The sequence below is a fragment of the Rhodococcus sp. NPDC003383 genome, assembly GCF_053589115.1.
In genome coordinates this window covers 139,557-157,355 of record NZ_JBSFRG010000011.1, presented here as the reverse complement: position 1 = coordinate 157,355, position 17,799 = coordinate 139,557, and the positions used below count along the sequence as shown (strand labels likewise).

Annotated in this window: 18 protein-coding genes; 11 read left to right on the top strand and 7 right to left on the bottom strand. The window is 67.9% G+C overall.

Translation table 11 applies throughout. From position 1 onward, the window contains the following. Positions 1-460: 460 nt before the first annotated feature. Positions 461-1,654: an aminotransferase family protein gene (locus ACWDTS_RS12645; RefSeq protein ID WP_450111041.1), complete on the top strand. Its 1,194-nt coding sequence runs from the start codon at positions 461-463 to the stop codon at positions 1,652-1,654. Positions 1,655-1,674: 20 nt separating this feature from the next. Here ACWDTS_RS12645 and ACWDTS_RS12640 read toward each other — a convergent pair whose 3' ends face one another. Beyond that, positions 1,675-1,938, bottom strand: a complete 264-nt coding sequence (locus ACWDTS_RS12640; protein WP_450118278.1) for a hypothetical protein — start codon at positions 1,936-1,938, stop codon at positions 1,675-1,677. A 113-nt stretch (positions 1,939-2,051) separates the two neighbouring features. Here ACWDTS_RS12640 and ACWDTS_RS12635 point away from each other — a divergent pair, with 113 nt between their 5' ends. Then, complete coding sequence (locus ACWDTS_RS12635) at positions 2,052-2,741, top strand: hypothetical protein (RefSeq protein ID WP_248674755.1); 690 nt, start codon at positions 2,052-2,054, stop codon at positions 2,739-2,741. Here the strand turns inward: ACWDTS_RS12635 and ACWDTS_RS12630 are convergent. After that, positions 2,721-3,410 (bottom strand): PhzF family phenazine biosynthesis protein, encoded by a 690-nt coding sequence (locus ACWDTS_RS12630; protein WP_450111038.1) that lies wholly within the window; start codon positions 3,408-3,410, stop codon positions 2,721-2,723. The genes ACWDTS_RS12635 and ACWDTS_RS12630 overlap by 21 nt on opposite strands. 83 nt (positions 3,411-3,493) lie before the next feature. Here ACWDTS_RS12630 and ACWDTS_RS12625 point away from each other — a divergent pair, with 83 nt between their 5' ends. Together ACWDTS_RS12625 and ACWDTS_RS12620 are read left to right on the top strand one after the other, a co-directional pair. Next, positions 3,494-4,414, top strand: a complete 921-nt coding sequence (locus tag ACWDTS_RS12625; protein ID WP_197254638.1) for a hydrogen peroxide-inducible genes activator — start codon at positions 3,494-3,496, stop codon at positions 4,412-4,414. A gap of 69 nt (positions 4,415-4,483) precedes the next feature. After that, complete coding sequence (locus tag ACWDTS_RS12620) at positions 4,484-4,861, top strand: VOC family protein (protein WP_450111037.1); 378 nt, start codon at positions 4,484-4,486, stop codon at positions 4,859-4,861. Between the two features lie 9 nt (positions 4,862-4,870). Here the strand turns inward: ACWDTS_RS12620 and ACWDTS_RS12615 are convergent, their stop codons facing one another. Both ACWDTS_RS12615 and ACWDTS_RS12610 read right to left on the bottom strand, forming a co-directional pair. Next, positions 4,871-5,416: a twin-arginine translocation pathway signal gene (locus tag ACWDTS_RS12615; protein WP_450111036.1), complete on the bottom strand. Its 546-nt coding sequence runs from the start codon at positions 5,414-5,416 to the stop codon at positions 4,871-4,873. Beyond that, a complete protein-coding gene (locus tag ACWDTS_RS12610) occupies positions 5,413-6,108 on the bottom strand; it encodes a hypothetical protein (protein WP_450118277.1) in 696 nt (231 codons plus the stop codon). The genes ACWDTS_RS12615 and ACWDTS_RS12610 overlap by 4 nt, the downstream gene beginning before the upstream one ends. Before the next feature lie 896 nt (positions 6,109-7,004). Here ACWDTS_RS12610 and ACWDTS_RS12605 point away from each other — a divergent pair. Beyond that, complete coding sequence (locus ACWDTS_RS12605) at positions 7,005-7,607, top strand: hypothetical protein (RefSeq protein WP_231611186.1); 603 nt, start codon at positions 7,005-7,007, stop codon at positions 7,605-7,607. An 87-nt stretch (positions 7,608-7,694) separates the two neighbouring features. On the opposite strand, the gene ACWDTS_RS12600 is transcribed toward ACWDTS_RS12605, so the two are convergent. The 3 genes from ACWDTS_RS12600 to ACWDTS_RS12590 are packed head-to-tail and all read right to left on the bottom strand — an operon-like array spanning position 7,695 to position 10,235. Next, positions 7,695-9,068, bottom strand: a complete 1,374-nt coding sequence (locus ACWDTS_RS12600; protein WP_450111034.1) for a cytochrome P450 — start codon at positions 9,066-9,068, stop codon at positions 7,695-7,697. Positions 9,069-9,123: 55 nt separating this feature from the next. Next, positions 9,124-9,315 carry a ferredoxin gene (locus ACWDTS_RS12595; RefSeq protein ID WP_197254630.1) on the bottom strand — a complete coding sequence of 64 codons (192 nt, stop codon included), beginning with the start codon at positions 9,313-9,315 and terminating at the stop codon, positions 9,124-9,126. Between the two features lie 59 nt (positions 9,316-9,374). Continuing rightward, complete coding sequence (locus ACWDTS_RS12590; protein ID WP_450111033.1) at positions 9,375-10,235, bottom strand: mycofactocin-coupled SDR family oxidoreductase; 861 nt, start codon at positions 10,233-10,235, stop codon at positions 9,375-9,377. A 586-nt stretch (positions 10,236-10,821) separates the two neighbouring features. Here ACWDTS_RS12590 and ACWDTS_RS12585 point away from each other — a divergent pair. The 6 genes from ACWDTS_RS12585 (at position 10,822) to ACWDTS_RS12560 (ending at position 17,795) form a co-directional block, all read left to right on the top strand. Then, positions 10,822-11,658, top strand: a complete 837-nt coding sequence (locus ACWDTS_RS12585) for an SDR family NAD(P)-dependent oxidoreductase (protein ID WP_450111032.1) — start codon at positions 10,822-10,824, stop codon at positions 11,656-11,658. 214 nt (positions 11,659-11,872) lie between these two features. Beyond that, positions 11,873-12,520, top strand: coding sequence for a TetR/AcrR family transcriptional regulator (locus ACWDTS_RS12580; protein WP_197254625.1), 648 nt, complete (start codon positions 11,873-11,875; stop codon positions 12,518-12,520). Positions 12,521-12,570: 50 nt separating this feature from the next. Next, positions 12,571-12,765: a ferredoxin gene (locus ACWDTS_RS12575; protein ID WP_197254618.1), complete on the top strand. Its 195-nt coding sequence runs from the start codon at positions 12,571-12,573 to the stop codon at positions 12,763-12,765. Between the two features lie 26 nt (positions 12,766-12,791). Beyond that, positions 12,792-14,033, top strand: coding sequence for a cytochrome P450 (locus ACWDTS_RS12570; RefSeq protein WP_248674761.1), 1,242 nt, complete (start codon positions 12,792-12,794; stop codon positions 14,031-14,033). Between the two features lie 93 nt (positions 14,034-14,126). After that, a complete protein-coding gene (locus tag ACWDTS_RS12565; protein WP_197254615.1) occupies positions 14,127-15,296 on the top strand; it encodes an amidohydrolase family protein in 1,170 nt (389 codons plus the stop codon). Between the two features lie 51 nt (positions 15,297-15,347). Beyond that, positions 15,348-17,795 (top strand): CoA transferase, encoded by a 2,448-nt coding sequence (locus tag ACWDTS_RS12560; RefSeq protein ID WP_450118276.1) that lies wholly within the window; start codon positions 15,348-15,350, stop codon positions 17,793-17,795. Positions 17,796-17,799: the final 4 nt, after the last annotated feature.

Here is a 17,799-nt window from a genome sequence, read left to right as displayed (position 1 = left end):
GAGATCCGGACCGCGGTGCACGCCCCGGTCCGGAAATGCCGGGACAAGACCGGTCCCACCCCGCGCAGGCCTCGGCATCGCCGGGTCCGCCGCAGCATCACGGCTTCGAGACCCCCGAAGGGGGTGACACAGTCGAGGAATTGTCCTGCACCCGAAGCGTCGGTGTGGGACACGGTCGAGCCCGCAACATCGCACGATGGTGTGGTGGGTAGCCGTGAGGAACGTGGATCTTCACCGCCTGCCACGCCAGTGGCAGAAAGTATCAGATTTACGTAGACGCTTCCGGGGACTCGATGCCGAGTACGTTGACGGAGAACCGGAATCCGGTCATGTGTTCCAGCGTGGCGCACGCATGTCCCGCGCGCCAGAATCGTTTGCCGGTACGTACGATGGCCGACGGGCACCGAACGGACGTGGACAGGAGTGGATCGTGGGCGCGTTGTGGCACGGATTTGCCGACATGGGCGCGATCGAACGCGACGGAGCGTTCGTCGTCGCTCGCGGTGAGGGCGCCTACATCTGGGACGACGCCGGCACCCGCTACCTGGACGCGACCGCGGGCCTGTGGTTCGCGAACATCGGGCACGGCCGCACCGAGATCGGCGAGGCCGTGGCCGCGCAGCTCGCAAAGGTCGCGCACTACTCGAACTTCGGGGATCTCGCGCTCGAGCCGACGGTCGCGCTCGCCGAACGACTCTCCGCGATCGCGCCCGTCCCGGACAGCAAGATCTTCTTCACCTCCGGCGGCTCCGATTCGATCGACACCGCCGCGAAACTGGCCCGCCGCTACTGGCAGGAGATGGGCCGGTCCACCAAGACGCTGCTCGTCGGACGGCAGAAGGCGTATCACGGCATGCACATCGGTGGCACGTCGCTGGCCGGGATCCCCGTCAACGGCGAGGGCTACGGGCAGTTGTGGGACGACACCGCGACGGTGCCGTGGGACGACGCGAAGGCGCTGCTCGAGCTCATCGAGTCCGTCGGTGCGGACACGATCGCCGCGTTCTTCGCCGAACCGATCATCGGCGCCGGTGGGGTGTACCTGCCGCCGGAGGGCTACCTCACCGAGATCCGTGACATCTGCCGCGACCACGACATCCTGTTCGTCGTCGACGAGGTGGTCACCGGATTCGGCCGCATCGGTGGATCGTGGTTCGCGTCGTCACGGTTCGATCTGCAGCCCGACATCATGACCACCGCAAAGGGTCTGACGTCCGGCTACCTGCCGATGGGCGCCGTGTTCGTCGCTCCGCGGGTGGCCGAGCCGTTCTTCGCCGGTGGGGTGTGGTGGCGCCACGGCTACACCTACGGCGGACACGCGGGGTCGGCCGCGGCGGCCCTGGCGAACCTCGACATCCTCGAGAACGAAGGGCTGCTCGACGAGGCCGCGCGGCTCGAGACCACATTGCACACCAAGCTCGCACCGCTCGCGGATCACCCCCGCGTGGCGGAGATCCGCAGCGGTCTCGGTGCGGTCGCCGCGGTTCAGCTCGCCGACCCGACCGAGGCGCCGGGATTCGTGAAGGCGCTGCGCGCACAAGGTATTTCGGGTCGCGCGGCGGGTCAGGGTGCGATGCAGATCTCGCCGGCGTTCGTCATGACCGACGAGCAGGTCCAGGATCTCGTCGACGGATTCGCGGTCGCACTCGGCTGACCTGCCCCAGGGCCGATCCGTCAGCGGCGGCGAAGCAGCCGGCGCAGTGCCCGGCGCAGCCGGGTGACCGGTGTCGCCGGAATCTCCGTCAGCGGTACCTCGCCCGCGGAGTCGTGCGCGGCCGTCGCCTGCGTATACCGCTCGTGCAGCACCGAGCGCACCTCGTCCGGCGTGTAACCCCGCCGCTTGCGTTCGGCACGCACCGCGACCGCGCCGGTCGCCGCGACGCCGACCACACCGGCCAGTCCGACCAGCTTCCACCACTGCCTGCCCCGAAGTGCCATGGCCCCGACCCTAAGGGACGACGATGTCTGTCGTCCGGCCCACCCGCCTACCCGGCCACCCCGGCCGGACCGGTCGCGGGAGCCGGTCACCGTGGCATGGAAGGCTGTCGGGCATGGAGCACAGCGCGACACGATCCCGGATCACGCTCGACGAGGCGGTGGCGATCACACGCACCGGTGACCTGTGGATCTTCCGGGGCAGCAGCGGAGCCGACCGTGCGATCCAGGCGTTGACGAACGCGCCGGTCAATCACGTCGGGATGGCGGTCGTCCTCGATGACCTGCCGCCGCTGATGTGGCACGCCGAGCTCGGAAAGAGCCTGCCCGACATGTGGACCGGCCGGCACCAGCGCGGCGTGCAGTTGCACGATCTGCGCGGTGCGGTGCAGGTGTGGAGCGCCCGGTACGGGCAGCGGGGCTGGCTCCGGCAGATCTCCACGCAGATCAGCCCGGAGCAGGAGGACCAGTTGCTGCGGTCGATCGCGCGGCTCGACGGCACGCCGTTCCCGTCCACCGCGAAACTGACGGGCCGCTGGTTCGCCGGTCGCCTGCCGCGGCTCCGGAAGCCGTCGGACGTGGGCATCGAGAGCGCCTACTGCGCCGAGGTCGTCGGTATGACGATGGAGGAGATGGGGCTGCTCGAACAGCGGCGGCGGGGCAGCAACTGGTACGACCCGGGTCGGTTCTGGAGCGGGGACCGCCTTCCGCTGGCACCCGGAGTCGAGTTCGGGAGGGAAATCGAGGTCCTCCTCAGCGAGGAGGATCTCGCGGCCGGGCGGCGGTCAGCGGGCGAGGGAGCGTGACTCGCAGCGTTCGACGCGACCGCCGACCTCGACGCGCCCGTCCGACAGCCAGCCCGTCCGGATCCGCGATCCGCGTCCCTGGGTGATGTCGAGGTCCCGGCCGAGGTGGGCGGTGAGCCGGACCGCGGCGGCTCCGGTCGCCTCGTCCTCGGGAATGCCGAACGCGGGTGCGAACATCCGCGCCCGGACGGTTCCGGCCGTTTCCCCGGTCCAGGCCCACACGTACCACTCGGCTGCATCGGCGAAGTCGCCGGAGCTGCACCGGTCCACGTCTTCTGGGGCCGGCCGCTGATCGAGTACGAACGGCGGTGCCCAGTCCGCACGCGCACCCACCCAGGTGACATCCCCGTCGTAGCGCACCGCGACCGGCCCGGCCGGGACCTCGAGGGTGTCGATCGGGGTTCCGCGATCGCGGAGCCACCAGGACAATCCGACCGTGGGGTGACCGGCGAACGGAAGTTCCTTCGCGGGAGTGAAGATTCGGGCCTGGGCGCGCGTCCCGCCGGGTCCGGGCGGCCGGACGAAGATCGTCTCGCTGTAGCCGAGTTCGGCCGCGATCCGCTGGCGGTCGGCGGCGTCGACGTCCTGGTCGAGCACGATGCCGAGTGGGTTGCCGTGTTCTCCGCGGTCGTCGGTGAAGACCCGGACGACGCCGACCTGAATCGTCATGGAGGAAACAGTAACCCCCGGTGTATTCGTTCGTCGCGACCAAGTCTAAAGGGAAATCTATCGGTCGGGATATACTCATAGGCGTGTCCGATCAGCAGTATCAGCCGACCCTGTCGCAGCTCCGTGCCTTCGTCGCGGTTGCGACCCACCGTCACTTCGGGACGGCGGCTGCCCGCCTGCACGTGAGCCAGCCGACGCTGTCCCAGGGTCTCGCGGCCCTGGAATCCGGTCTCGGCGTGCAGTTGATCGAACGCAGCACCCGCCGCGTGCTGGTGACTCCGGACGGTGCGCGCCTCCTGAGCCAGGCCAAGGCCATCGTCGACGCGGCCGACGGGTTCGTCGCCGCTGCCGCGGGCGTCACCGATCCGCTGACCGGACCACTGCGTCTCGGCCTGATTCCCACCGTGGCGCCCTACGTGCTGCCGACGCTGCTGCCCGAACTGCGGACCCGCATGCCGTCGCTGTCGTTGCACGTCATCGAGGACCAGACGGCCCGGCTGCTCGAGTCGCTGCGCGCCGGGACCCTCGACGTCGCGGTGCTCGCGCTGCCGTCCGGATCGACCGGCCTGATCGAGATACCGCTCTACGCCGAGGACTTCGTGCTCGTCGTCCCCCCGGACCACGCGCTCGCCGGTCGGGACGACGTACCGCTGACCGTGCTCGACGAACTCCCGCTGCTGCTCCTCGACGAGGGGCACTGCCTTCGGGACCAGACCCTGGACCTGTGCCGCTCCGTGGACGCGCATCCGCTCTCCGGCGACACCCGGGCGACCTCGCTCGCCACGGTCGTGCGCTGCGTCGCCGGCGGACTCGGCGTCACGCTCATTCCGGCGTCGTCGGTCGCGGTCGAGTGCGCCACCGGCGATCTCGCGGTCGCGCGGTTCGCCGAACCGGTTCCGGGCCGCACGATCGGCCTCGTGTTCCGTTCGTCGAGCGGGCGCGCCGAGGACTATCGCGCGCTCGCCGATGTGCTTCGGGAGGTTGCCCCGGAGGGGGTCCGGTAGCGAGGCGCCGGAGCGCTCCCTTCTGCCGAACAGCTGCGGTCCGGCGGCGCGGGGGAGCACCATGGCGGCATGTCACGCCCCGAGATCGGTCTGCAGGTGTTCGTGCTCGACACTCCCGACCCGCGCGGTCTGGCCGCGTTCTACGCCGCGCTGCTGGGCTGGGAACTCGATTCCGACGCCACCGACGACGACTGGGTTCAGCTGCGGGCACCGGCCGGAGGGGGACTGGCGTTCCAGCGGGCACCCGGACACGTCCCGCCGAGTTGGCCCGCCGAGACCGTACCCCTGCGTGCCCACCTCGACCTGCAGGTCACCGACCTCGAGGCCGCGGAACGCTGGGCGCTGCAGCACGGCGCGGTCCGCGTGATCGGACCGAATCCGAGCCCGACGTTCCGCACCTACCGCGACCCGGGTGGCCATGTGTTCTGCCTCGTCGTCACCGGATGAGCAGACCGGTCACACCGGATCGAACGCGGAGATGAGCCACCTGCCGTCGACCTCGGTCAGCGACACGAGCACGCTGCTCGACATCGCCGTCGGGTCGGGCCTGTCGGCGCTGGTGGTCACCTGATTCGTGAAGACCAGCACGGTGGCCGCATCCGCCTGCAGGTCCGAGACCGCCGCTCGCACCACCGAGGCGGTCGCGGTCACCGACTTCTCGCGCGCGGCCGGCGCGACGACCCGATCGGTGAAATCCGTGTAGTACGCGAGGAAGTCCCCGGTCAGATACGACTTGGCGGTCTCGAGATCCGCGTCGATCGTCTCCGGAGAGTAGGACAGCAGTGCCTCCGATCCGGCGGTGGCGGCATCGAGCGCCGCGCGCGCCACGTCGTCGCCGGTGCGGGCATCCGTCCGGTACAGGCCGACGTACAGCCCCGACGCGACCGCGACGGACACGATCGCGAGAAGCGGCAGCACCGTCCGTCCGGAGACGAGCCGCCGCAGCGTCCCGGCCGGGGTGCTCGCGCGGGCGGCGGAAGGATCCTCGAAGTCGTTGTTCACGGCACGAACTCCACTTTCGACATCTTCAGCCGATCACCGTCACGGATGACGGTCACGCTGAGCCGCCACACCCGCGGCTCCTGATCGGCACCGGCCGCGTTGGTCACCTTCGAGGTCGCGGCGACCAGCACGACCGCGGAGTCGTCGGTCATCGACTCCACCGCGGCCGCGTCGACCGTGCCCTCGGTCGCGACATTCGACTGCTCGATGACGTCGACGAAGTCCTGGGCCCGGTTCCGGAAGTCGTCGTGGAACTCACCGGTCGAGTTGTCGAGGACCCGCTGAACATCGGCGTCGGCGTTGTCGAAATCGAGCGTGGTCAGGGTGACGACACCCTGCCGTGCCGCTGCCTCGAACTCCGCCGCGCGGCGGTCTCGATCGCTCGCCCCGGCGTGATGCCGGAGCATGTAGGCGCAGGCCACGATGGCCGTGCAGATCACCGCGCTCGCGGCCACGGCCGCGAGAGTCCGTCGGCGGCCGCCGGATCCTGTGCACCCAGCGTCGGTCGATACAGCTTCGGTCGATACAGCCTCGGTCCCTTCGCCGGAGTCGTCCGAACCGGCCGTGCGCGCCTGCCGACGAAGGCGCGCGGCGCGAGCGCGAGCTTCGGCTGCGACCGCTTCGGCTTCGGCTTCCTCGGCGGCGAGGAGCAGGGACTCGGCGTCGGTCGACGACGGCGCGCGGTCCGGCATGTGTACCTCCTTGGCTCGAGTACCGGGCTCGCTTCGAGCATCGTGCGATCCTCGGCTCGGCACGGGCGTTCCGCCTGTACGCTTCCGCATTCTCGGGGTCGGCGTCAACGTCCGGCCCCAGGGATGTGTCTCGCCGACATCCCACATGTCAGCACGAAATGATCCGGAACGCACGGGGAATCGCACTCGTGCTGTGATGTGCCACAGTCGGGGACGGTCCCATCGGATACCGGAACGCGCACCGATACGCGAATATTATTGGACAGCAACGTGATCGGGCATGAATCTCGGTGACCGAGATGCGACCGCCCGCCCGGTTCCGTCATTCGGCTGTGGGTGCGTGTCGAAAGTGTCACTGCTGTAGTTCTATTCGTGGGACGTCGGTGTCGAACGAGTGGGCGACCGTCCGGACATGGTCCCTCTGCGAACCGGCCCGCGCAGTGGCCGATGTGCCGCCGGGCGGAGGGTGGTCGAGTTCCGGTCTGTCCGCGCTGCGCCGGCGATGGGCATCGTTGCCGCTTTCGAACGCTCGTAAAGCGTTGTTGCGGGCTATGGTTGGAGCTTCAACCTTGCCCGGGAGCCGGCCTGGTATGCGACCGGGTCGGCTCGGCCGCGGGCGTGACGAGGTGCCGAAACAGTCTCGAATGAGACCCTTGTCACATCTGTCAAACCAACCTACTGTGTGTTTACTAGGTTCTCGGTCCGCAGGGGGTTGCCGTGCCACACCGTTGTCGTGCGACGCGCACGGGGGTGCGCGTGTCGCCGAGGACCGGCGGGGATGCAGTTCGGAAGTACCCGGGACACCGAGGTCGATGGAGTGCGCTGCGTCTGTCGGCAGGCGTCGGACCGTTCGGTCGTCACGGTAATTCGGTCTCGTCAGGCAGAAAGGAACTTCCATGACAGCTCGGCAGTTCGACACGGCTCACCGGAAGGGCTCGGGGGGCGAGGGGTCGGGAGAGAACGGGTCGTCAGGGGAATCCGGAACCGTCGACTCTCGATACCGCCTCGACGTCGTCGCGCTGAACACTGCGGACGTCGTCCGGTTCGCCGGCGGTTGGCTGTTCGATCGCGTCATGGCCGGATGGAACGTCACGGTCTTCGTTCAGGATGCATCGGATCCGCGCCCGTTGCGGATCCTGGGGGTGGGCACGGGTGATCTCGAATCCGTCCTGACGACTCGCCGCAAAGGGTTGTACCCGCACACCGTCGCCGTCGAGGCGGACCTGTACAGCTCGGACACCCGGGTCCGGGACGGGGTCCACGCCGCTCTGGGGCACCACCCCACGGAAGTGACGCTGTGGGGCGATCGCATTCCGCCCGAGCTCGACAGCGAGGTGCGGCTCGTGCAGCACCGCCTGAGTCTGGCTGCGAGGGCGTTCAAGGCCCAGGCGCTCGTCGCGGCAGGCGCGAGCGCAACCGACGTGGCCGCCGCCGAGACGTTCTGCACCGGACGGCTGTCGCGGCCTCGCGTGCGATCGGACCTTCTGCCCGCCGGGTGATTCCCGCCCGCCGCCGTCGCCTCGACCATCTCCGGAGGAGTGGTCGAGGCGACGACGGCAGTGTGCTTGTTCAGTCCGGACGGTTGATCACTGCGGGTCACCGATCTTCGCCGCGTCGCGGCGTACCGTCACCGGCTCCGCGAGACGCTGCTCGTCGCACAGACGCTGGAGCTTCTCGAGCGTTTCGTCGAGGCCGGGACCCAGCTGTGGTCCCGGCGTGAAGGTGGCCGGCAGATTGCGCATGCCCTGGATGACGCCGATCGTCTCGTAGTGGACGGTGCCCTCCGGATCACACCGGTAGTCGGGCATGCGATCGAGGACCGCGGTCACCATCGACTTGAACACCGTGCGCGCCACATTGGACCCGATGCACCGATGGATCCCGAGTCCGAAACTGAAGTGGCGATTGGCCTTGCGGTCCATGATGATTCGGTTCGGCTCGGGGAACAGGGACGGGTCGCGGTTGGCCATCGCCCAGGACAGCCACAGACGCTCACCTTCCTTGAACTCGGTGCCGGCCGCTTCGAAGTCCGCCGCGATCGTGCGTCCGTCACCGGGGGCGGGGGTGAAGTAGCGCAGGAACTCCTCGGTCGCGGAGTCGAGTAGAGAGTCACGTTCGCGGCTGAGTTCGTCGCGCTGTTCGGGATTCTGGGACAACCATTCGAGGGCGTGCGCGGTGAGCGCCGTCGTGGTGTCGAAACCGCCGCCGATGATCAGCCCCAGCATCCCGAGCAGTTCGAGGTCGGGTGCGGGCTCACCGTCGATGCGCAGTTCGAGGAGCGCGTCGACCAGTCCCGGCCGCGGATTCTGGCGGATCTCGTGCATGTTGGTGAGCAGGTCCAGTCCCATCGCCCGGTGCATCTCGGCGACGCGCGGGGCGTCGGGCGAATTCTCCGGTGTGTACACCGCCGCGTGGACCGGTTCGCTGTAGATCGACCACTGCTTCAACGGAATCCCGAGCATCGCCAGGGTCAGCACCGCAGGCACGACATTGGCGAGGTCGTCGACGAAGTCGATGCGGCCCTGCTCGATCTTCTCGTCGAGGCTCGCGCGGACGACCTCGTCGATGAACGGCTTCCACCGCTGCACCGCGGCCGGCGACAGATAGGGATTGAGCACCGAACGGTATTCGCGGTGTTCGGGGTCGTCCATCTCCAGGATGCCGCCGCGCACGAGTGACGCGCGCTGGGCGGTCGGGATCGAGATGCCCTTGTAGCCCTTGCGTTCGTTGTTGATGTCGTGATCGTTCGAGATGTGCGGGCAGCGGGCCAGTTCGAAGACCGCGGCGCTGCCGGCCGCGACCCAGTGGCCGTCGTAGGTGTCCGTCCAGGCGACGGGGCAGGTTTCGTGCATCTCCTGGGTGATCGATTCGAACCGATGCCGGTACTCGGGTGTGTGGCGGTCGAATTGGTATCGGTTCTTCTTGCGATCTTCGTCGGTGACGATGTTCTCGGTGGTCACGGTGTGGCTTCCCTCGGTTGGTCGCGGTTCACGGCGCACGTCTGTTCGGGCGGGGTCAGGAGATGGAGACGGCTTGTTCGGGGCACGATCGTGCCGCCTCGCGCACCTGCTCCTCCTGATCGGCCGGGACCCGGTCGTACACCGCGGACGCGTGACCGTCGATCTCACTCAGTTCGAAGGCGCCCGGGGCGCTCATCGCGCAGAGCGTATGACCCTGGCAGCGTTGCGAATCGACTTTCACCTTCATTGACCTGTCCTTCGAGTTGTCGTGAATCCGTGCCCCGCAGGGGAGATGAGCAGGGGAGATCAGACGTGGTAGTCGTACCACTTGAGGTAGCCGCCGCCGTCCACCCGCAACTGCACACCGGTGACGTAGCGGGCTTCCTCGGAGACGAGGTAGACGATCGCGTTGCTGATGTCCTCGGGTTCGACGTACGGGATGCGCATCGCCTGCTGGACCCCGAAGGCCGGTTCGGCATCCGCGCGGGTCGGGTGCTCGAGGTCGGGACGGAAGGAGCGGTACATCGGCTCGCTCTGCAGCATCGCGGTGTTGCAGTTCGTCGGGTGGACGACGTTCGCGCGGATGCCGCGCGGCGCGAGGTGGGTGGCCAGGTCGTAGACGTAGTGCGTCAGTGCCCGCTTCGAGTGCACGTAGGCCATGCCGCCCAGGTCGGCGCCCGGGTTGTCGACCTTCGAGGTGTCCATGAGGGCTGCCGTCGACCCGGTGGCGACGATGGCGGCGCCGTCGCCGAGATGGGGGAGCGACACCTGGATGGCATTGATCGTGCCGATCAGGTTGGTATCGATGACATCGCACCAGGCCTGGATCTGAGGCTCACCCTTCATTCCTGCGACGCCGGCCTGCGCGACGACGATGTCGAGCTTCCCGAACTCGGCGATGCCGGCGTCGAGCGCCGCACGCAACTGCGCCACATCGCGTACGTCCGCCTGCGCGGTCACGATTCGGCGTCCGGTCTTCTCGACCAGCCGGGCCGTTTCCTCGAGATCCTCCGGGCGGGCCATCGCGTACCCGATCGTCGGGATGTCCTCGCACAGGTCGACGGCGATGATGTCCGCGCCCTCTTCGGCCAGGCGAACCGCATGGCTCCGGCCCTGTCCGCGCGCGGCGCCGGTGACGAACGCAACCTTGCCTTCAACTCGTCCCACGATCTTTCCCTCCTGTGTCTGTGGTCTCTCGGGCCGTCGGCCGTGGCGCCGGACGGAACCGGAGGATGCTGCTCGGTGTCGGTCGTGTGCCCCGAGAAATGCGGATGTCCGCCGCGCGGTCGTGAAAGGAATCTGTGTGGGGCATGCCCCGGTTGAATCGCCTTTGCCTCGGAACAGAATGATAATTCCGAGTGACGAGAATCATACTCTGCATACGGGAGCTCGGGCAAGGATTCGGACATTCGTCCCCGTCCGGGTTCGGCGGCGGAGTCCGAAATATGGCCGGTCCCATATTCGTACGCGCAGCGAATGGTCTCGGTGGCGTGGAAGCGGAAGGTCGTGCCGTCGACGGTCGAATGTCTGCGAAAGACCGGATTCCCCGTTCCCCGGAACATTCTTTCCCGTACCCTCGCGGCCGGTGGGGCTCTGCGTCGCGTCCAGGGATCGATGCAGGTGGAATTCGCCTCCGGCGCCGGCGCATGTCAGCGGCGTTGCGGTCTCGGCGATGCGAGGTGCTCCCGAGGTGGTCGGATCGCTGCGAATGTGCGTCCAGGGCGCTCTTCCGAATCGAAAGGGAATCGAATCGATGGTCAACGAACTGACCGGCAAGGTCGCCGTCGTCACCGGTGGAGCATCGGGGATCGGCCGCGCGATCGTCGAGCGGTACGTCGCCGAGGGTGCTCGTGTGGTCGTCGCGGACGTGGAACGTGAGCGCGCAGAGGAGCTGGTCCGAGCCTGTGGCCCGGCGTCGGTGTTCCGGTACACCGACGTCGGGGACGTCGAGCAGGTCGCGGCCACGGTCGAATTCGCGATCGAACGCTTCGGCAAACTCGACGTGATGTGCAACAATGCCGGCATTCCGGGCAAGATGCACAAGAGTTTCCTTCACGACGACCTCGCCGACTTCGGCAGGGTCATGGCAGTGAACCTGCTCGGTGTCATGGCAGGCACTCGGTACGCGGCGTCGTTCATGGCCGAGCACGGCGGCGGGTCGATCGTCAACATGTCCTCGATCGGCGGGATCCAGGCCGGCGGTGGCGTGATGACCTACCGGGCGTCCAAGGCCGCGATCGTCCAGTTCACGAAGTCGGCGGCGATCGAATTGGCGCAGTACGACATCCGTGTCAACTGCATTGCGCCGGGCAGCATACCCACGGCCCTGCTCACCACGTCCATGAGTGCGATGGCCGACGAGCGCAGTGAACGGCTCACGCGCGCGGTTCGTGCCTCGATGCAGACGGATCGGCCGCTCGAACGGGACGGGACCCCGGAGGACGTCGCCGAAGCCGCGCTGTATTTCGCCGGGGATCGCTCGCGTTATCTCACCGGGACGGTGCTTCCCGTCGACGGTGGCACCACCGCGGGAAAACCGTTGCGCAGGAAGCCTGCTCCCGCACCGGCCGCTCCCACGCCGACGTCCTGAGCGGAGACCGGCGGGAATCACGCCTGCGGATCGGCAATTTAAATCAACTGCTTGACTTAACCGTGCCCGTCGGATTTACTGTGACGGGGATCACGGGGGATGGGATCGAGGGGCCACCCGAGTGATGGCTCGGGTGGCCGCCCCCGATCGCAACGTCCTCACCCGGAACGAGAGCCGACGCCTCGCTGGGTGGGGCACACAAGGAGCGGATGCGATGACCACCGCGAATCGAACAGCTCGCGCCGAGCGTGTCAGCGCGACCCGGGGGGCGATTCTCGCGGCCGCCGAGCGGTTGTTCGCCGAGCGGGGCATCGCGTCCGTCTCCAACCGGCAGATCAGCGAGGAAGCCGGACAGGGCAACAACGCCGCTGTCGGATACCACTTCGGAACCAAAGCCGACCTGGTCCGGGCCATCGTGCGCAAGCACAACGCGCACGTCGAACGACTCTGCCATCAGATGGTCGCGCAGGTCGGCGACTCCGCCGATGTGCGGGACTGGGTGACCTGCCTGGTGCGCCCGCTGACCGAGCATCTCGATTCGCTCGGAAATCCCACGTGGTACGCACGATTCAGTGCACAGCTCATGCCCGACCCCGCGTTCCGTGACGTGGTCTCGGAGGAGTCGCTGACCTCCCGGTCACTGCTGACCATCATCGCGGGACTGGAACGGTCGTTGCCGGACCTGCCGCCCGACGTCCGCCGTCAACGCTTCGCGATGGCCCGCCTGCTCATCGTGCACACGAGCGCCCAGCTCGAGCGCACCCTCGCAGACGGTGGCACCGGCTCCGACTGGACCGCGACCGGCACCAGCCTGATCGACGCGATCACCGGCCTGTTGCTGGCACCCGTCACGACCGGCTGACCTCCGGTTTCGGGCGCCACCGCCCACACGTACCCACGAAGGAAGACGCCATGAAGGTCTACGTGGACCAGGACAGATGCATCGCCGCCGGGCAGTGCGTCGCGCATGCCGACGAGGTGTTCGACCAGCGGGAGGACGACGGCATCGTCGTGTTGCTCGACGACAGCCCTTCGGAGGACCTCGCCGACGGTGTGCGCGAGGCCGCGTCGATGTGCCCTGCACTGGCCATCCGCATCGAGGAATGACCCCACGACCGATCACGAGGAGCGCGATGTCCGACACGCTGGCAGGACCCGAAAGCGTCACAGCCGCAGACATTCCCGAGTATCCGATGGACCGGGCCGCGGAATGCCCGTTCGCTCCTCCGCCGCAGGTGCTGGACATGGGCGCGCAGCGCCCGCTCAGCCGGGTCCGTATCTGGGACGGCAGCACGCCGTGGCTGGTCACCGGCTATGCCGAACTCAAGGAGCTGATGTCCGATCCGCGCGTCAGCGTCGACGACCGCAAGCCGGGCTTCCCGCACTGGAACGAGGGCATGCTCTCGACGGTGCACAAGCGCCCGCGCTCGGTGTTCACCTCCGACGGGGAGGAACACACACGCTTCCGGCGGATGCTCACCAAGCCGTTCACGCTCAAGCGGGTCGACGCGCTGCGCCCCGCGATCCAGCGGATCACCGACGAGCACATCGACGCGATCCTCGCCGGCCCCCAGCCCGCGGATCTCGTCACGGCCCTCGCACTCCCGGTTCCGTCCCTGGTCATCAGTGAGATGCTCGGTGTGCCCTACGAGGACCACGAGTTCTTCCAGGCACACGCCACGATCGGAGTCGACCGGTACGCGACCGCCGAGCAGGCCGCCGAAGGCCGGACCGGGCTGGCGAAATACCTCATCAAGCTGATCGAGGCGAAGATCGACGCACCCGCCGAGGACGTCGTGTCCGAACTCGGCGAACGCGTCCGGGCCGGGGAGATCAGCATGAAGGAGGCTGCGCAGCTCGGCACCGGGCTGCTCATCGCCGGGCACGAAACCAGCGCCAACATGATCGCTCTCGGCACACTGGCGCTGTTGCGCAACCCCGAGCAGCTCGCCGTCGTCCGCGACACCGACGACAAGAAGGTCCTGGCCAACGCGGTCGAGGAACTGCTGCGCTACCTGAGCATCATCCAGAACGGACAGCGCCGCGTCGCGGTCGAGGACATCGAGATCGCCGGCGAGACGATCCGCGCGGGGGAGGGCATCATCGTCGACCTCGCACCGGCCAACTGGGATGCCAAGGCGTTCCCCGAACCGGACAAGCTGGATGTGCACCGGCCGGCTCGCCTGCACGTCGGGTTCGGGTTCGGGCCGCACCAGTGCGTCGGACAGCAGCTCGCGCGGGCGGAGCTGCAGATCGTCTACAGCACGCTGCTTCGCCGTATTCCGACTCTGCGCCTGGCGATTCCGTTCGAGGACGTCGAATTCAAGCACGATCGTCTGGCGTTCGGCGTCTACTCGCTGCCGGTCGCGTGGTGATCACCGGTCCGGTCCGACGAAAACTCGACGGGCATCACGCCGATGTCGCGTCGCGAAATGTGTGAACCAATCGATCCGAAACGGAGGGTCACGATGCCGGTTCCGAACACGAGCTCGTTGCTGTATCCGCCCGAGGGATTCGGTCCACCGAAGGACCGGCGCGGTCACGCCGCGGGCGGGGTGGGATTGCCCGCCGGGACGAAGGTCTTCTCGGCCGACAACCACATCTCGCTCGCCGACGACATCTTCTTCGAGCGATTTCCCGAAGAAATGAAGGACCGGGCGCCGCGCGTCTGGTACGAGGAAGGCGCGTACCAGCTCGGGCGTAAGGGAAAGTCCTTCCTCCCGGGCGATTTCAGTCACGTACTCATGCAGTACGACCCGCTGGACGGGTCCGGAAGCACGAACCTCGAAGCCCGGATTCGAGATCTCGGCGAGGACGGCATCGACGTCGAGCTCGCCTTCCCCAATGCGCTCCTCGCGCTGTTGTTCTACCCGGACAAGGAAGTTCGCGAACTGTCCTTCCGGATATACAACGAATACATCGCCGAGCTGCAGGAGCGGTCGAACGGCCGGTTCTACGGGGTCGGACTCGTCAACTGGTGGGACGCGGACGGTGCCCGGCGCACGCTTGCCGAACTGAAGTCCCTCGGCCTGAAGACCTTCCTGCTCCCACTCTCGGCGGGCAAGGACAACGACGGCAACCAGATCGACTACGCCAGCACCGCGATGATCCCGGTCTGGGACGAGATCGAGGCGTCCGGGGTTCCGGTCTCGCACCACATCGGCGAAGCGCCGCTGTCGAGCCCGTGCGAGGTCAACAGCGTCGCGGTCGGCATGATGCACAACGTCGCCCCGTTCCGGGAGATGTTCGCCAAGTACATCTTCAGCGGCATCATCGATCGTCATCCGGCACTGCGGATCGGCTGGTTCGAAGGCGGGATCAACTGGGTGCCGGCCGCCATCCAGGACGCCGAGCACCTGCTCGCCTCGTTCCGGCACATGCTCGACCGTCCCGTCGAACACGACATCCGGCACTACTGGGACGAGAACATGTGGGCCTCGTTCATGGTGGATCCGCTGGGACTGTCGATGGCCGACGAGATCGGAATCGACAAGATCATGTGGTCGTCCGACTACCCGCACAACGAGAGCACGTTCGGATACTCGGAAAAGTCTCTCGCCGCCGTCGTGGACGCGGTCGGCCCGGACGCCGCGGCCCGCATCGTCAGCGGGAACGTGATGGATTTCCTCGGTCTGTGACGGTGCCCGAACGGCCCAGTGTGTCGAGACCGAAGGAGGACCGAGGGATTCGTGGACGGGAACGATGAAGGCGAGGCCGGCTCGGCACCGCTGAGCGGATACGTCGTGGTCGAGTTGTCGACCGGCATTGCCGGTGCCTACTGCACGAAGATGCTGGTCGACGCCGGCGCCGACGTGGTGAAGGTCGAACCACCCGGCGGCGATCCGCTGCGGACCTGGAGCGCCTCCGGCGCCCGGATCGAATCCGGCAGCGACGGAGCCCTGTTCGCGTTCCTCGCGGGAGGCAAGCGCAGCGTCGTCGCGGACCCCGACCTGGAGGACGACCTCGACACGATCCACGCGCTGCTCGAGACCGCGGACGCGGTGGTGTGGTCACGTGAATCGGCGGTCGCCGAACACCCGTCGCTGCGACCCGAGCAACTCCGGCAGGCGTATCCGCACCTGACCGTCACCGCGATCACCCCGTTCGGTCTGGACGGCCCGTGGAGCGACCGGCCGGCCACCGAATTCACCGTCCAGGCGTGGTCCGGCGGGATCATCGGGCTCGGGCGCGGTGCTCCCGACCGCGCACCGGTGCACATCGGCGGCAGGATCGGGGAATGGCTGACCGGTGCGACGGCCGCGGCGGCCACGCTGGCATCGCGGGCACGCACCCGGCTCACCGGCGACGGAGAACTCGTCGACGTGTCCATGCTCGAAACCGAGATCCTCTGTCTCACCTACCATCCGGTCTCGTTCTTCGACGGACTCGATCGCCCGTTCCGCACCGAGCGGCGGCTGACCGTTCCCGGGGTGGCCACCGCGCAGGACGGTCTGGTCGCGCTGGGGTGCGGAACCGCGCAGCAGTGGTTCGACCTGTGCGTCATGGTGGGGCACCCCGAATGGATCGACGAGGAATCACCGCTGTCCATCACCGAACAGGCCATCAAGATGGCCCCGGAGATCCGGGCGTGGATCGCGGAGCGGTCCGTCGAGGAGATCCTCGACTTCGCCGTGGCCCTGCGGATTCCGAGCGGTCCGGTCGGCAACGGGGAGAACGTCACCGGAATCGATCACTACCGCATCCGGGGGACGTTCACGGACAACCCCCGCGGAGACTTCGTCCAACCGGTTCGCCCGTACCGCATCGAGCCCGGCGCGTTGCCCGGACCGCGACCGTCGCCCGCCCTCGGGGAACACACGCGGGATCGGCGCCTGCGAATCGGGACGCCGCGGCCGGCGGACAACGGCGCCGCCGGTTCGGCCGGCTCTCGTTCGGTTCGGCCGTTCGACGGCCTGCGCGTGCTGGACATGACGAGTTTCTGGGCCGGACCCTCCTGCACCCACGTCCTCGCGATGCTCGGCGCCGACGTCATCCACCTGGAATCGGCGTCGCGCCCGGACGGTACCCGGCTGATCGCGGGAGTGCCGGTCTCCGAGGACGACTGGTGGGAGAAGTCGCCGATCTTCGCCGCCCTGAACACCGGCAAGCGGAGCCTGGCCCTGGATTTCCGCACCGAACGTGGTCGTGAGGTGCTCCGCCGGCTGATCGCGACGTGCGATGTGATCGTCGAGAACTACACCCCACGTGTACTCGACCAGATCGGGCTGGACTTCGACACGGTTCGTGCCCTGCGTCCGGACGCGATCCTGGTTCGCATGCCGGGATTCGGCCTCGACGGTCCGTGGCGCGACAACCCGGCCTTCGCCTACGTCATCGAGGACAGTTCGGGCCTGAGCTGGCTGACCGGTCATCGCGATCAGAATCCAGTGGAGCCCTATTCGGTCGGCGATCCGAACGCCGGTGTCCATGCGCTCGTGGGGTTGCTCGTGGCGCTCGAACAACGCCGCCGCACCGGTGAGGGCGCACTGGTGGAGGCACCGATGGTCGATGCGGCGCTCAACATCGCCGCGGAGCAGGTGATCGAGTTCTCCGCGTACGGAACGCTTCTCGAGCGTGACGGGAATCGTGGTCCGGTCGCTGCGCCGCAGAACCTGTACCGGACCGAGGAGCTCGACGAGTTCGGGCGACCCGACTGCTGGGTGGCCGTCGCGGTCGAAACCGACGAACAATGGTCGTTCCTGCGTACTGCGCTGGGCGATCCCGGGTGGGCGGCGGATCCCCAGCTCGGCACCGCCGAGGGGCGGCGTCGCCACCACGATCTTCTCGACGACCAGCTGGCGCGGTGGTGCCGGAGCCGGACGGCGGACGAGATCGTGGAGGTGCTGTGGGGTGCCGGTGTGCCGGTGGCGAAGGTGATGCAACCGCACCGGCAGAGCGAGATACCGCAGCTCGCGCACCGGGGATTCTTCGAAGAACTCGACCATCCGGTGTTCGGCACGGCGCGGTACAGCACGATGGCGGCGCGATTCTCGGAAGGGCCGACCGACGTCCACGTCCGCCGCGCACCGCTGCTCGGCGAGCACAACCACGAGATCCTTGCCGAACTCGGATTCGACGACGGGGCGATCGTCGCGCTCGAAGACGACGGTGTCCTCGGGCGCGCACCCGTGTGGTGACAAG